Source organism: Pollutibacter soli (genome assembly GCA_029269725.1).
Classification (GTDB): domain Bacteria; phylum Bacteroidota; class Bacteroidia; order Chitinophagales; family Chitinophagaceae; genus Pollutibacter; species Pollutibacter soli.
In genome coordinates this window covers 60885-74848 of sequence record JARJHS010000002.1, presented here as the reverse complement: position 1 = coordinate 74848, position 13964 = coordinate 60885, and the positions used below count along the sequence as shown (strand labels likewise).

Genomic DNA, 13964 nt, shown 5'->3' with positions numbered 1-13964 from the left:
GCGAAGATAAGTGCTTATATATTGTTTTTCTTCATTTCCCTCACGGCATAATCGACAGCCCTGGCGGTAAGTGCCATAAACGTGAGTGATGGATTCACACTCGCAATCGATGGCATACAGGACCCATCTGTAATGAAAACATTTTTCACCGCATGCATCTGGTTCCATTTATTTAATACCGAAGTTTTCGGATCCTTTCCCATGCGCGCTGTTCCCATTTCATGATTGGCATTGCCGGGGAAAGACATCTCCCCTTCCACACGGATATCTTTCAAGCCGATGCTGTCCATTATTTCCTGCATGGTCGTAATCGCATCTTCACGCATCTTCTTCTCGTTTTCCTTGAAGCTGCAATCCATGGTGAGTGTATTGCGACCATACTTATCTTTGACATCAGTATTCAGTGTAATCCTGTTGTCAGCATAAGGAAGGCATTCGCCAAATGCACCCAATCCAAATCTCCAGCTACCCGCTTCCGTTATACTCTCTTTGAATTCAGCCCCAATTCCACCAACTCCCGAAGAGCGGCCGCGATTCGCACCACCCTGGCAGTTATAACCGCGTAAAAAGTTCGGACTGACTGTTTTTACGTTTCTGAATTTCGGAATGAATATACCCGTGGGTCTTCGGCCATAATAATATTTGTCTTCGAAACCTTCGATTTTTCCTGAAACGTTCCCGCTCTTGTGATGATCCATCATGTAACGGCCAACAATGTCATTATCATTACCCAGCCCGTTGGGGAACCTGTTACTTCTTGAATTCAATAAAATGAAAGTCGTGGCGACAGTGGCAGCATTGAGAAAAATCACTTTCGCAAAATATTCAGTTGTGTTTCCGCTCTCCGTGTCAATAACTTCAACGCCTACTGCTTTCCCTTTCTGCTCATCATAAATCACTTTGTTAACAAGCGAATTTGTTTTTACGGTAAGATTTCCTGTATTCATCGCTGCAGGCAAAGTAGAAGAAAGCGTGCTGAAATATGCACCGAATGGACAACCGCGGTGACAGAGATTTCTGTATTGACAAGCATCGCGACCAGGGAGTTTCTGCGTGAGGTTTGCCACACGCCCTTCGATCATTTTGATGTCGGGATATTTAGACTCGATTTGTTTTTTGACCCAGTCCTCTGCACAATTCATCGGCATTGGCGCCTGGAACAAGCTATCAGGTAAATGAGGAAGCCCTTCTGCTTTACCACTGATACCGACAAATTTTTCGACATACTCATACCAGGGCTGGATCTCACGGTAACGTATAGGCCAGTCAACACCATGACCGTCTTTTGCATTTGCCTCAAAATCAAGATCGCTCCAACGCAAACTCATACGGGCCCATAATAAGGAGCGACCACCGAGAACATCAGCCCTTACCCAGTCGTAGCGTTGCTTTTCTGTGTATGGATTTTCCAGATCGTTGACGTAAAAATGTTTATTGTCTTCATGGATGGAATAATGCCTCACCTGTATATGATGCTTTTTCTTTTCCTCAGGAGTAAGCGATCCTCTATGTGGAAATTCCCATGGATCAAGATTGGCAGTAGTATAATCTTTGCGATGTTCAAGGGGACGGCCACGTTCGATCAATACAGTTTTTAATCCTTTTTCACATAATTCTTTTGCAGCCCAGCCTCCGCTGATTCCGGATCCTACCACGATTGCATCGAATTGATTTGTATCAGGCATGTTAGCGTTTAAAGTTTAAGATTGAAAGTTTAAGATAGTTCATAGTTAATAGTTCAGGAGGCAATAGGCAGCGGGCAGCAGATACATTTGGCCAACGGTAAAAAATGTAATCAGATTTCAATATGGTGTTTGTAAGTTTTAGCATTGACAAATAGCATTTGGTGTCTAAAATTATTTGTTGACTGCCCACTGAAACAAGTTCTTACCGAAAAGCCAACACATCAACATCCGCAACCGCGGGCTGTTTCCTGCTTACTATTTACTTTTTACTACTTACTTGCCTTTCGTCCATCACCTTCTCCAGAAGATCTAACGGCAAAGCTCCATATTTCAATACCTGTCCATGAAACTCTGCGACAGAAAATTTGTCTCCTAATTGCTTCTCATATTTATTTCTCAACTCACGAATCTTCAACGCGCCGATTTTGTATCCCAAAGCCTGTGCCGGCATTGCCATGTACCTTTCAATTTCTGCCGTCGCTCCCTGTTCACTGATGGCTTCATTATCCATCATATATGCGATCGCCTCTTCCCTTGTCATGTTTTTAGAATGAAGGCCAACATCAACCACCAACCGGATCGCCCTGTGAATTTCATCCCCCAACGCACCCATATATTGATACGGGTCTTTATACAAACCAAGTTCTTTTCCTAAGGATTCACAGTACAAAGCCCAGCCTTCCACATAAGCATTGTTGCCGCCATATCTTCTGAACTTCGGTAACAACGTATCCTCCATCTGTAATGAAAGCTGGTAATGATGACCGGGAATCGCTTCGTGAAGAAAAAGGCTTTCCATCCCGGAGCTTGTATTGAATTGAGTAGCATCAATAATGGGCACATAAAATATCCCCGGCCTTGATCCATCGATGGTTCCTGAATTATATTCTGCACTAGCGGATGCAGCTCTGAATGCTTCGGTTTGCCTGATCTCAAATCTCGATTTCGGCACAACGGTAAACATCGTTTTCAACTCAGGTTTCATCCGCTGATGTATATCTTCGAATGCGTCCAGAACCTCTTTCGGAGTTTTGTAAGGAGTGAACTTTTTAGCAGTACGCAGATATTCAAAGAAAGCCTTGCGATCGCCTTCAAAACCAACAGCATCTTTAACACTGTCCATCTGCGCCAATATCCTCTTTACTTCAGCAAGACCGATATTATAGATTTCGTCTGGTGTTCCGGAGGTTGTAGTTTGAACTTTGACAAGAAATTTATAGTAGGCGTCCCCGTTAGGTATTGCATTTATGCCCGAGGTGGTTCTTGCTGCGGGTAGGTATTCATCTTTCATGAATACTGCTAACTTCCGGTATGAAGGAGTAATTTTTTCTGCGATGGCTTTTTCGTACAGTCTCTTGTATTTTGCTGCATCTTCTTTTGAAAAAGAAGCAGGAATATTGGTTACCGGACCATAAAACAAACTTTTTGCCGGATCGCTTACTACCATGGCCTCCAGCTGCGGAATCACTTTAACAACAAGGCTTTTGGGCAGAACCACCTTTTCGGCTATCCCTTTGCGTAAATAGATAATTGCACTGTCAGTCCAGGTAACAAAACCATCCGCCCGTTTCAGCCAGTTATCATAATCTTTTATTGTATTGAAAGGTTGAAATCCGGTTCCGCTTCCGGCCTGGCCAAAATATTGTGGGAGGGAGAAGAACTGGTTGACCGGAAGGTAGTTGCCATTATAAGTCAGGTCTTCCATCTCCAGATCGATCTCATCCTTTAAAAGGTCATAGCTGATTCTGTCGTTAAAGTTGAGTTTGTTCCTGTCAAAAGTTTTCAAAGAATCAAGGTACGCCTGGAAAAATTTATAGCTTTTTTCCCTGTAACTGTCGGTAAAATCTGCCTCAAGTAAATCATTGAAATCGCTGTTGCCGTTTAATGAAGCCATCATCGGAAACAACCTGGATTTACCGTTATAGTAATTTTCCAGGAACCGGTTAAAAACAGAGTCGGTTTTGGCCTCAGAAATTTCTGTGGTTTCTTTTTGTTTGCATGAGTTTAAAAAAATCATCGCTGCAAACAACGCCAGAGCTGCGAATGAAATTGATTTTCTCAGCATCTTTTTAAATATAATTGAAAATGCCTGTCGCATGAACAGGCATTTTTTATCTGAACATCAATGCTGATCAGAGATTTTTCTTTTTCAATTCACTTACAGCGTGGTCAGCAGCACGTGCCGTCATAGCCATGTAAGTGAGAGACGGGTTTACACAGGATGCTGACGTCATGAATGCGCCATCAGTAACAAACACATTTGGTGCATCCCATACCTGGTTCCACTTATTGAGTACTGAATTTTTCGGACTCGTTCCCATACGGGCTGTTCCCATTTCATGAATGCCACGTCCCGGAGTTCCATCTCCGTCGCGACCAGTTACATTTTTTACGCCTGCAGCAGTAAGAATTTCCTTTCCGTCTTCAAGCATATCCTTACGCATTTTCAATTCATTTTCTTTCAGCTCGCAGTCAATAGAAAGGATATTCAGTCCCCAGGCATCTTTTTTGGTTTTATCCAGTGTGACTTTATTATCGTGATATGGAAGAATTTCGCCGAAGCCACCCATTCCTACTGTCCAGTTTCCGGGTTCGGTTAATGCATCTTTTAATTCGGCACCGATGTTCAGTTCAGCCACGTTACGGCTCCAGCCCTGCCGACTTCCGCTACCCTGGTAGCCAAACCCGCGCAGGTAATCTCTTTTATCCGAACCGACATTTCTGAAACGTGGAATATAAAAGCCGTTAGCACGACGACCATAATAGTATTTGTCTTCGTAACCTTCCACAGTACCGTTTGCATATACACCAAGATGATGATCCATCAGGTTATGTCCGAGTTCTCCACTGCTGCTACCCAAACCATCGGGCCATACGTCAGTTGCTGAGTTCAATAAAACCCATGCACTATTGAGTGCAGAAGCATTCAGGAAAATAATTTTTGCTTTGTATTCGTAAGTTTTTTTGTCTTCCGCATCCAGTATCTCTACACCAGTCGCTCTTTTTGTGTCCTTATCATACAGAATCCGGGTAACGATAGAAAACGGACGAAGAGTGAGATTTCCAGTTTTTTGTGCAGCCGGGAGTGTTGAGGATTGCGTGCTGAAATAAGCACCAAACGGACATCCCAGCGAACATTTATTCCGGAACTGGCATTGCGTACGTTGTGGACTGTTTGGATTAGGTGCCGTCATATTTGCCGTACGGCCAATAATCATATTTCTTGATCCCTTGTAATGCTCTTTAATTCTCGCTGCCACATCTTTTTCCACGCAGGTCATATCCATCGGCGGCATAAATTGCCCGTCGGGCAAAACAGCAAGACCATCCCTGGATCCGCTGATACCTGCAAATTTTTCTGCATAGTCATACCAGGGAGCAATATCCTTATAACGTATCGGCCAGTCGGTGCCGATGCCTTCTTTGGCATTCGCTTCAAAATCCAGGTCACTGAAACGATAGCTCTGGCGCCCCCACATCAATGAACGGCCACCGACATGATATCCCCTGAACCAGTCAAATCTTTTTACTTCTGTATAGGGACATTCCCAGTCCTTGACCCAGTAATCGAGATTGGTTTCACTTAGTGGATAATCTCTTTTCAGTACAGGATATTTTGAAATCATTTCCTGTGTGCGACCACCGCGATGCGGAAATTCCCATGGATTTTTATTGGCATTGATATAATCCTTTCCATGCTCGATGTTCCTGCCGCGCTCAAGAACAATTGTTTTTAATCCTTTCTCGCAAAGCTCTTTTGCAGCCCATCCTCCGCTGATTCCGGAGCCGATGACGATTGCGTCATATGTGTTCGTTTCTGGCATAGTATACAGTTAATAGATTCTGAGTTGAAATGAATGATTAAACTAAACGTCGCAAATGGTTACACCTTCTTTCAGTGCAGCTATTTTATCCGGCCAGGTCGGAATAAATTCCTGGGCTACAAAACCTTTGTACCCTGTTTCCAGGATCGCCTTCATGATGGCAGGATAATATAACTCCTGCGTATCGTTAATTTCGTGACGGCCAGGGTTACCACCCGTATGGTAATGTCCGTAATACTGGTGGTTGGTTTTGATATTCCTGATGATGTCGCCTTCATCAATCTGCATATGGTAAATATCATACAGCAGTTTAAAATTGGGTGAGCCTACTCTCTTCACAAGTTCAATACCCCAGGCGGACTTATCACACATATAATCCTTATGATCCACACGGCTGTTGAGCAGTTCCATCTGGATCATCACCTTATTTTTTTCAGCGAGGCTCATTATTTTTTTCAGCCCTTCAACACAATTTTTCATCCCGGTCTCATCATCCATACCGTTACGGTTACCCGAAAAACAAATCAGGTTAGTCCAGCCGGCCTTGGCCACCAACGGAATCATGTCAGAATAGTTCTGGATAAGTTTACTATGAAACTGAGTATTATTCCATCCATCGGGGATACCCAGTTCAGCACCATTACACATGGAGGAAACAAGACCATTTTTCTTCAGTGTATCCCATCCTTTCGGACCGATAAGATCGACAGCCGGCATACCCAGCTGTTTGACGGAAACACAGAATTCTTCCAGCGGAATAGAACCGTAGCACCAATGACAAACAGAATGATTGATATTGCCTTTGAGCTGAAGTGGTTTCATCGCTGAACTTTCATTTTCGGATCTGAACGAACTGAGGGTATTGACTGCAATTGATCCGAGAACAAGACTTTTTATCGCTTTTCGACGCGAAGCATGATTTGGCATAAGCAAATGTTGACGTGTAAATTACACAATCCAAAAAAACTTCCCAACAAAAAATGATTGTTGACGATATTCCTGCCAAGCAGTTCGATTTTAAGATTTTTAAACAAATGTGGAGTCTTAACGCGATACCCGGTCTGAAAGCTTCTGACTTTAACTGCTATTAGCATTCCGGTACTGGTGCCATCGATAAATTAATAAAATGAAGTCCCCGGACTGCTTACGTTGCCTTCCTGTTTATAATCACAAAGTAATCTCTTGTAAATACAAGCTGACGGTTATCCCTGTACGCGGAACCGATCCGGGGTTAGACAAATCCATTCAAAAATAATTTTTCAAACCGGTTCATTTATTTTTAAATCGGTTTAGTTTTACAACCCTACAAAATAAAAGTCAATGAATAGAAAACTCAGAATGGGAATGGTTGGTGGAGGCAAAGATGCTTTCATCGGCGCGATCCACAGACTTGCTGCTAATATGGACGGATTAATTGAACTGAGCTGCGGAGCGCTTAGTATCAATCCCGAAATCGCAAAAGATTCAGCGAAATCATTATTTCTCCCGGAGAGCAGAACTTATCTCACTTATGATGAGATGATTACAAAAGAAAGTAAGCTCCCTGCTGATCAACGAATGGATTTTGTAACAATCGTGACGCCCAATTTCGCCCATTTTGCTCCGGCAATGATGGCGCTGGAAAATGGTTTTCACGTGGTGGTAGAGAAGCCCATCACTTTCACTCTTGACGAAGCCAGGCAGCTGAAAAAGAAAGCCGAAGAAACCGGTCTTATTCTTTGTCTAACACATACCTATTCCGGCTACCCGATGGTGAAACAGGCTAAAGCCATGGTTAAAGCGGGTGAACTTGGAAAGATCCGTAAAGTGTGGGTAGAATACCCGCAGGGTTGGTTGAGTAAACTTTCCGAAAGAGAAGGCAACGCACAGGCGGCCTGGAGAACTGATCCGAAAAAATCAGGAAAAGCAGGGTGTATCGGTGATATCGGTACCCACGCTGCTCATCTTGCAGAATATATTACCGGTTTGAAAATCACTAAGCTTTGTGCAGACCTGAACATATTCGTAGACGGTCGTGCGCTGGATGATGATGGTAATGTATTGCTTGGTTTTGAAAACGGCGCTTCAGGTGTATTGATGGCTTCGCAGGTGGCCGCAGGTGAAGAAAATGCATTGAAGATCCGGGTATATGGTGAAAAAGGTGGTGTAGAATGGGCGCAGCACGAACCCAATACCCTCCTCGTAAAATGGCTGGATCAGCCTGCCCAGATTCTGCGTGCAGGTGCGGGGTATAAACATCTTTCTTCTTTTGCAACTTCAAATTGCCGCACTCCGGGCGGACATCCTGAGGGATATCTGGAAGCTTTTGGAAACATCTATAAAAACTTTGCGCTTACGCTTTCTGCAAGAATCGATGGTACTACTCCTACACCTGAAATGCTCGACTTCCCCGGTGTTGAAGACGGTATCCGTGGAATGGCATTCATCGATAATGTAGTTGCCAGTGGAAGTTCAAAAGAAAAGTGGACCGATCATGTAGTCGGCTGATTGTATTGCAAATGAAAAAACTCAAAAACTGATGACAACTATAAAAGGTCCCGGTATTTTTCTCGCCCAGTTCATGGGCGATACAGCTCCTTTCAACAGTTTAAAATCGATTTGTTTATGGGCAGAATCCCTTGGATTTGTAGGCGTACAGATTCCTACCTGGGATAGCCGATGTATTGATCTTCAGAAAGCTGCTGAAAGCAAAACTTATGCGGATGAGATCAGGGGTACGGTAGAAGATTGCGGCTTGAAGATCACAGAACTATCAACTCACCTCCAGGGTCAGTTGGTGGCTGTGCACCCAGCCTATGATGAATTGTTCGATGGTTTTGCTCCTGCATCTGTTCATGGCAACAGCAAAGCCCGCACAGAATGGGCGGTTCAGCAACTGAAATGGGCGGCAAAAGCATCTGCAAATCTTGGTCTTAATGCACATGCTACTTTCAGTGGTTCCTTGTTATGGCATACGGTGTATCCATGGCCGCAACGCCCCGCAGGGTTGGTTGAAACCGGATTTAAAGAACTGGCTGATCGCTGGCTTCCTATCCTCAATGTGTTTGACGAAAACGGAGTTGACCTTTGTTATGAAATTCATCCCGGAGAGGACCTGCATGATGGAATCACTTATGAAATGTTCCTCGAAAAAGTAAACAATCATGCAAGGGCATGTTTGTTATACGATCCAAGCCATTTCGTACTGCAATGCCTGGACTACCTGAGCTATATTGACCACTATCATGAAAGGATTCGCATGTTCCATGTAAAGGATGCTGAATTTAATCCGAGTGGAAAACAAGGCGTTTATGGTGGTTATCAGAACTGGGTACAACGCGCCGGAAGGTTTCGTTCCCTCGGTGATGGCCAGGTTGATTTTAAAAGCGTTTTCAGCAAACTGACCGGCTATGACTATAAAGGATGGGCCGTAATGGAATGGGAATGTGCGTTGAAACATCCGGAAGATGGTGCAAGAGAGGGTGCCGTTTTCATCCGCAACAATATTATCAGGGTAACTGAAAAAGCTTTTGATGACTTTGCGGGTACGGGAAGCGATGAAGCCTTTAATAAAAAAATACTGGGACTGAGCTAAAAAAATCCCTGTTGCACACCTTAATGCGTAATTTAGTCCGCTCAAATCTTAACCAAACAAAATATGAAAAAAGTATTCTTCGCGTTGGCAATTGCAAGTGCCTGTTATGCTTGCGGTGGTGGTGATACTAAGGAAACCACTCCTGTCAGTACAAATGACTCCAACGCAAATTCTCAGATCGGTGGATCAGATACCGGTTCGGCTTCTACATCAGCTACTCCGGCGGCACCGGCTGTAACGTCTACGCCTTCTGGTTCCGGCCCTGATGGTAAAGCTTTGATTGCTGCTTCTGACTGTCTCACCTGTCATAAAGAAGATGCCAAAGTAATCGGACCTTCTTACCAGGATGTTGCCAAAAAATATGAGAACAATGCAGAGAATGTGAAATTGCTTTCTGAGAAAGTAATGAAAGGCGGACAGGGTGTTTGGGGACAGATTCCAATGTCACCGCATCCAAATCTCAGCCAGACTGATGCTGAAGCAATGGTGAAATACATTCTTTCATTGAAAAAATAAGCGCATGAAGTTCTGGGCCGCAAGCTGCCTTATTCTGATTATTTCATTACAGCAATTTCATTCTGATTCTGCCAGCAAATCCACCCCTGGGGAAGTTCAGAATACTACGGACAAGAATGCCAGACAGGATTGGAAACCATTATTTGATGGCAAGTCAAAAAACGGCTGGCATGTTTGGTTAAATAAAACCGATGGTTCATCCTGGAAAGTGGCTGATGGTCTTTTGTACCTGGACACTACCGGCAGGGCTGCGGGAAAAATGGCTGGTGGCGATTTGCTTACTGACCAGGATTACGAAAATTATCACCTGAGCCTCGAATGGAAAATCTCCAAAAACGGGAACAGCGGGATCATTTTCGGAATTAAAGAAGATGCCAAATATCCCTGGAGCTTTGTTACCGGGTTAGAGATGCAGATCCTTGACAACGATGGGCATTCAGACGGTAAGATCCATAAACATCGCGCAGGTAATTTATATGACCTGGTTGCAATAGACACTGAGCCTGTAAAACCTGTTGGTGAATGGAACACGGCCGAAGTTATCTGGGTGAAAAATAAACTGGAATTGAAACTGAATGGAATTACTGTTGTTTCCACTACAACCAATGATGATAACTGGAAGAAGATGGTGGCGAACAGTAAGTTTAAGAATATGCCGGATTTCGGCAGGTTCACCAAAGGAAAAATCGGGTTACAGGATCATGGAGATCTGGTTTGGTACCGGAATATCAAAATCAAACAGTTGTAATGGTAGTAGGGACATGGTATGCCTTGTCCCTGTATTTTATATGATCACTAAAATCCATTCCGATCTGATCGGAATGGATTTTCAACTTTAAATATCAACCACGCGTCGTATGAAATGTTTTCGGTTATCCCTCGCAGTAGTAGCAATGCTGACTCTCCTGGCCTCCTGTGGCGGACGTTCAGGTAAAGCAAGAGTCCTGGTATTTTCAAAGACGGCCGGCTTCCGGCACGGCTCAATCGGAGCAGGAAAAGCTGCTCTTCTTCAACTCGGCAGTGAAAATAATTTTGTAGTAGACACCACAGAGAATGCAGATTATTTCACGGAAGACTCGCTCAAAAATTACAGCGCTGTGATTTTTCTCAATACCACCGGCGATGTATTGAATCAATACCAGCAGGCAGATTTTGAAAGATATATACAGGCTGGTGGCGGATTTGTTGGCGTTCATGCGGCAACAGATTGTGAGTACAGCTGGCCATGGTATGGTAAACTGGTGGGCGCCTACTTTAAAAGTCACCCAAAAATTCAGCCAGCAAAAATCCTTGTTACGGATAAATCAAATCCGGCGACGGAACACCTCCCGGACGTGTGGGAACGCACAGACGAATGGTACAATTTTCGGGTAGCCCCATCCGATAGCAATGTAAAAATCCTTGCAAGCATCGATGAAAAAAGCTATGAAGGTGGAGAGAACGGTGATAAGCATCCCATGGTATGGTGTCATGAATATGATGGCGGAAGGGCATTCTATACTGAATTTGGACATACCGACGAATCTTATGCTGATCCGATGTACCTGAAACATTTGCTTGGAGCTGTACAATATGCCATAGGTGGTAACAAAGCGCTCGATTACTCCAAAGCCAGTTCCCAACGTCCACCGGAAGAAGACAGGTTCACAAAAAATGTGCTGGCTTCAGGGTTTGATGAACCAACAGAAATGGCAATTCTCCCTGACCTCAGCATTGTTGTCGTACAGCGCAAAGGAGAAATTCTTTATTATGACAACAAATCAAAACAACTATCACCTGCCGGAAAACTTGATGTGTATTTCAAGACAACGGTAAAAGGGGTAAATGCAGAAGAAGGGTTGCTGGGTATCGCTGCAGATCCGGATTATAAAACCAATAATTATATCTACCTGTTTTATTCACCCACGGACACGTCGGTGAACAGACTTTCACGTTTTGTGTTTAAAGATGGCAAACTGGATGTTGCTTCCGAAAAAAGAATTCTTCAGTTCTATTCCCAGCGGGATATCTGCTGCCATACCGGAGGTTCTATTGCATTTGGTCCCGACCGGTTGTTGTATTTATCTACCGGTGATAACTCTACTCCGTTCAATCAGCCCAACACAAAAAATGTTACTAACGGCTTCGGGCCGATGGACGAACGCCCGGGCAATGAACAATATGATGCAAGAAGAAGTTCTGCAAATGCAAATGATCTGCGAGGAAAGATCCTGAGAATAAAACTTGGAGCAGACGGAACTTACAGCATTCCGAACGGCAATCTTTTCCCCCAGGGAACTGAAGGAACAAAACCTGAGATATACGTGATGGGTACCCGAAATCCCTATCGTATTTCAGTTGACCAGAAGACCGGATTTCTTTACTGGGGTGAAGTCGGCCCAGATGCGCGGGAAGACAGTATGGCCACCCGTGGTCCCCGTGGCTATGATGAACTTAACCAGGCACGCAAGGCCGGATTTTTTGGCTGGCCCTTATTTGTGGGTAATAATTATCCGTATCGCGACTACGACTATGCAACCGGCCAAAGCGGTCCTGCATTTGATCCTCAGCATCCGGTTAATGATTCCAGGAACAATACAGGTATAAAAGATCTGCCGGCAGTCAGCAGTGCATTTATATATTATCCATATGCTGCTTCACCTGAATTCCCTGAACTGGGTACAGGAGGAAGAAATGCAATGGCAGGACCTGTTTACTATGCCGATGCATATCCGAAAGACACAAGACTTCCGGATTATTATAATGGCAAATTGCTTTTCTATGAATGGATCCGTGGTTGGATGAAATGGGTTACAATGGATGCCCAGGGAAATTTCGTGAAAACAGAGCCTTTCATGGAACACACGAAAAACAATGCAGCCATCGATATTGAAATGGGGCCTGATGGAAGGTTATATGTGCTGGAATATGGTAGTGGCTGGTTTACAAAAAACCCCGATGCTGCACTTTCAAGAATTGATTACAATGCCGGGAACAGGGCTCCGAAAACAAAACTTGCGATCAGTAAATCAACCGGCTCTTTACCGTTTACGGTTAAAGCAAATGCGGAAGGTTCTGTTGATCCCGATAATGATAAGCTGACTTATGTCTGGCATTTCGGATCGGAGACAAAAGAAACTACGACTCCTGAATCTGAATTCACTTTCACAAAAGCGGGAAGTAATGATGTGTATGTGGAAGTGAAAGATGATAAAGGCGCTACTACAAAAAGCGAAGTGAAGCAGATTTATGCCGGGAACGAAACGCCGGAATTGACTATCACTCTTGATGGAAATCCCCAATACTATATCCCCGGTGTTCCGGTTAAATATCGTGTAGCCGTTACCGATAAGGAAGATGGAAGCTCAGCTTCGGGTGGAATTGATCCAGCGGGTCTTTTTGTAAAAGTCGATTATGTGAGTGGCACTGATAAAGCGCAGGTGGTTGGTCACCAGATGGTGAGCCAGGCATTGGAAGGGAAAAGCATTGCCATGTCACTGGATTGTAAGACATGTCATAAAGAAGCGGAGAAATCCATTGGTCCTTCATTCCAGCAGGTTGCTGCTAAATATGGTAAACAGGCAGATGCACGCAGTTACCTGGTGAAGAAAATTATCAATGGCGGCGGTGGTGTATGGGGCGAAACAGCCATGTCAGCACATCCTGATCTTAAAGAAGGCGACGCAGGAAAAATTGTGGACTGGATACTTTCCATGTCGTCAACAGGAGTGCAGAAGTCGCTACCTGCGGAAGGATCAATAGTGGCTTCATCAAAAGATGCTGAAGGAAATAAATTCATGCAGATCACAGCAACTTACACTGACAAAGGAGGCGCAGGGATCAGTCCATTAACCGGCGCAGCTGTTGTCCTTTTGAAGAGCCCTGTATTGAGTATGGGTGATAATAAAGGACTCGAGAAAACCACGTTGGTTGACTATGGCGGAATGAAACTCGCGATGTTGAGTGGAAGTGGTGAATGGCTCATGTTTGATTCAGTAAACCTGGTCCCTGTAAAACAGATTGAACTGGGGTATGGAATGCAGGATCCTCTGAAAAAGGGTTATGTGGTTGAGCTTGTTGCGGACGACATTAACGGGCCGGTTGTGGCCACTGGCAATATCCCCGCTGGTGGTAAAGCTGGTTTTAATTCCACCATGATGAAAGTTACTAATGCGGGTACTGGTCCCCGTAAGTTGTACCTGAGAGTAAGAAAAGCAGATCCAGGCGAAACCAATGCAGTTGCGTTGGCGACAATGAAGTTGATTTCCGGAAAATAATAAACCGTATGTACTTTTAATGCAAATGCCCCGATGGAGACATCGGGGCATTGCATTTTGTTCTTATCAAAGAGAAAAAAACATTTTTGCGGCAGAATAATCTGTTTCC

The 13964-nt window shown here is 44.1% G+C and carries 9 protein-coding genes; 5 read left to right on the top strand and 4 right to left on the bottom strand.

Annotation, left to right across the window (positions count from 1 at the left end; all coding sequences use genetic code 11):
- Window positions 1–14: 14 nt before the first annotated feature.
- From P2W82_RS04970 to P2W82_RS04955, 4 genes are all read right to left on the bottom strand, one after another.
- A complete protein-coding gene (locus tag P2W82_RS04970) occupies window positions 15–1685 on the bottom strand; it encodes a GMC family oxidoreductase (RefSeq protein ID WP_336514745.1) in 1671 nt (556 codons plus the stop codon).
- A 259-nt stretch (window positions 1686–1944) separates the two neighbouring features.
- Window positions 1945–3783 (bottom strand): DUF885 domain-containing protein, encoded by a 1839-nt coding sequence (locus P2W82_RS04965; RefSeq protein ID WP_336514744.1) that lies wholly within the window; start codon window positions 3781–3783, stop codon window positions 1945–1947.
- A 34-nt stretch (window positions 3784–3817) separates the two neighbouring features.
- The gene (locus P2W82_RS04960) at window positions 3818–5509 is read right to left on the bottom strand and encodes a GMC family oxidoreductase (RefSeq protein ID WP_336514743.1); all 1692 of its coding nucleotides are present in this window, start codon (window positions 5507–5509) and stop codon (window positions 3818–3820) included.
- Between the two features lie 42 nt (window positions 5510–5551).
- A complete protein-coding gene (locus P2W82_RS04955) occupies window positions 5552–6436 on the bottom strand; it encodes a hydroxypyruvate isomerase family protein (RefSeq protein ID WP_336514742.1) in 885 nt (294 codons plus the stop codon).
- A gap of 393 nt (window positions 6437–6829) precedes the next feature.
- Here P2W82_RS04955 and P2W82_RS04950 point away from each other — a divergent pair, with 393 nt between their 5' ends.
- The 5 genes from P2W82_RS04950 (at window position 6830) to P2W82_RS04930 (ending at window position 13855) form a co-directional block, all read left to right on the top strand.
- On the top strand, window positions 6830–7996 hold the full coding sequence (locus tag P2W82_RS04950; RefSeq protein WP_336514741.1) for a Gfo/Idh/MocA family protein: 1167 nt from the start codon (window positions 6830–6832) through the stop codon (window positions 7994–7996).
- A 31-nt stretch (window positions 7997–8027) separates the two neighbouring features.
- A complete protein-coding gene (locus P2W82_RS04945) occupies window positions 8028–9083 on the top strand; it encodes a sugar phosphate isomerase/epimerase family protein (RefSeq protein ID WP_336514740.1) in 1056 nt (351 codons plus the stop codon).
- A gap of 63 nt (window positions 9084–9146) precedes the next feature.
- Window positions 9147–9599, top strand: a complete 453-nt coding sequence (locus tag P2W82_RS04940) for a c-type cytochrome (protein ID WP_336514739.1) — start codon at window positions 9147–9149, stop codon at window positions 9597–9599.
- A 4-nt stretch (window positions 9600–9603) separates the two neighbouring features.
- Entirely contained in the window at window positions 9604–10347 is a 744-nt protein-coding gene (locus tag P2W82_RS04935; protein ID WP_336514738.1) for a 3-keto-disaccharide hydrolase, read from the top strand.
- A 109-nt stretch (window positions 10348–10456) separates the two neighbouring features.
- A complete protein-coding gene (locus tag P2W82_RS04930; protein ID WP_336514737.1) occupies window positions 10457–13855 on the top strand; it encodes a ThuA domain-containing protein in 3399 nt (1132 codons plus the stop codon).
- The last annotated feature ends 109 nt before the right edge of the window (window positions 13856–13964 follow it).

Coding starts and splice junctions, on each gene's coding strand:
- P2W82_RS04945 (WP_336514740.1), top strand. CDS start 8,028: ATGACAACTATAAAAGGTCCCGGTATTTTTCTCGCCCAGTTCATGGGC.
- P2W82_RS04965 (WP_336514744.1), bottom strand. CDS start 3,783: ATGCGACAGGCATTTTCAATTATATTTAAAAAGATGCTGAGAAAATCA.
- P2W82_RS04950 (WP_336514741.1), top strand. CDS start 6,830: ATGAATAGAAAACTCAGAATGGGAATGGTTGGTGGAGGCAAAGATGCT.
- P2W82_RS04960 (WP_336514743.1), bottom strand. CDS start 5,509: ATGCCAGAAACGAACACATATGACGCAATCGTCATCGGCTCCGGAATC.
- P2W82_RS04955 (WP_336514742.1), bottom strand. CDS start 6,436: ATGCCAAATCATGCTTCGCGTCGAAAAGCGATAAAAAGTCTTGTTCTC.
- P2W82_RS04935 (WP_336514738.1), top strand. CDS start 9,604: ATGAAGTTCTGGGCCGCAAGCTGCCTTATTCTGATTATTTCATTACAG.
- P2W82_RS04940 (WP_336514739.1), top strand. CDS start 9,147: ATGAAAAAAGTATTCTTCGCGTTGGCAATTGCAAGTGCCTGTTATGCT.
- P2W82_RS04930 (WP_336514737.1), top strand. CDS start 10,457: ATGAAATGTTTTCGGTTATCCCTCGCAGTAGTAGCAATGCTGACTCTC.
- P2W82_RS04970 (WP_336514745.1), bottom strand. CDS start 1,685: ATGCCTGATACAAATCAATTCGATGCAATCGTGGTAGGATCCGGAATC.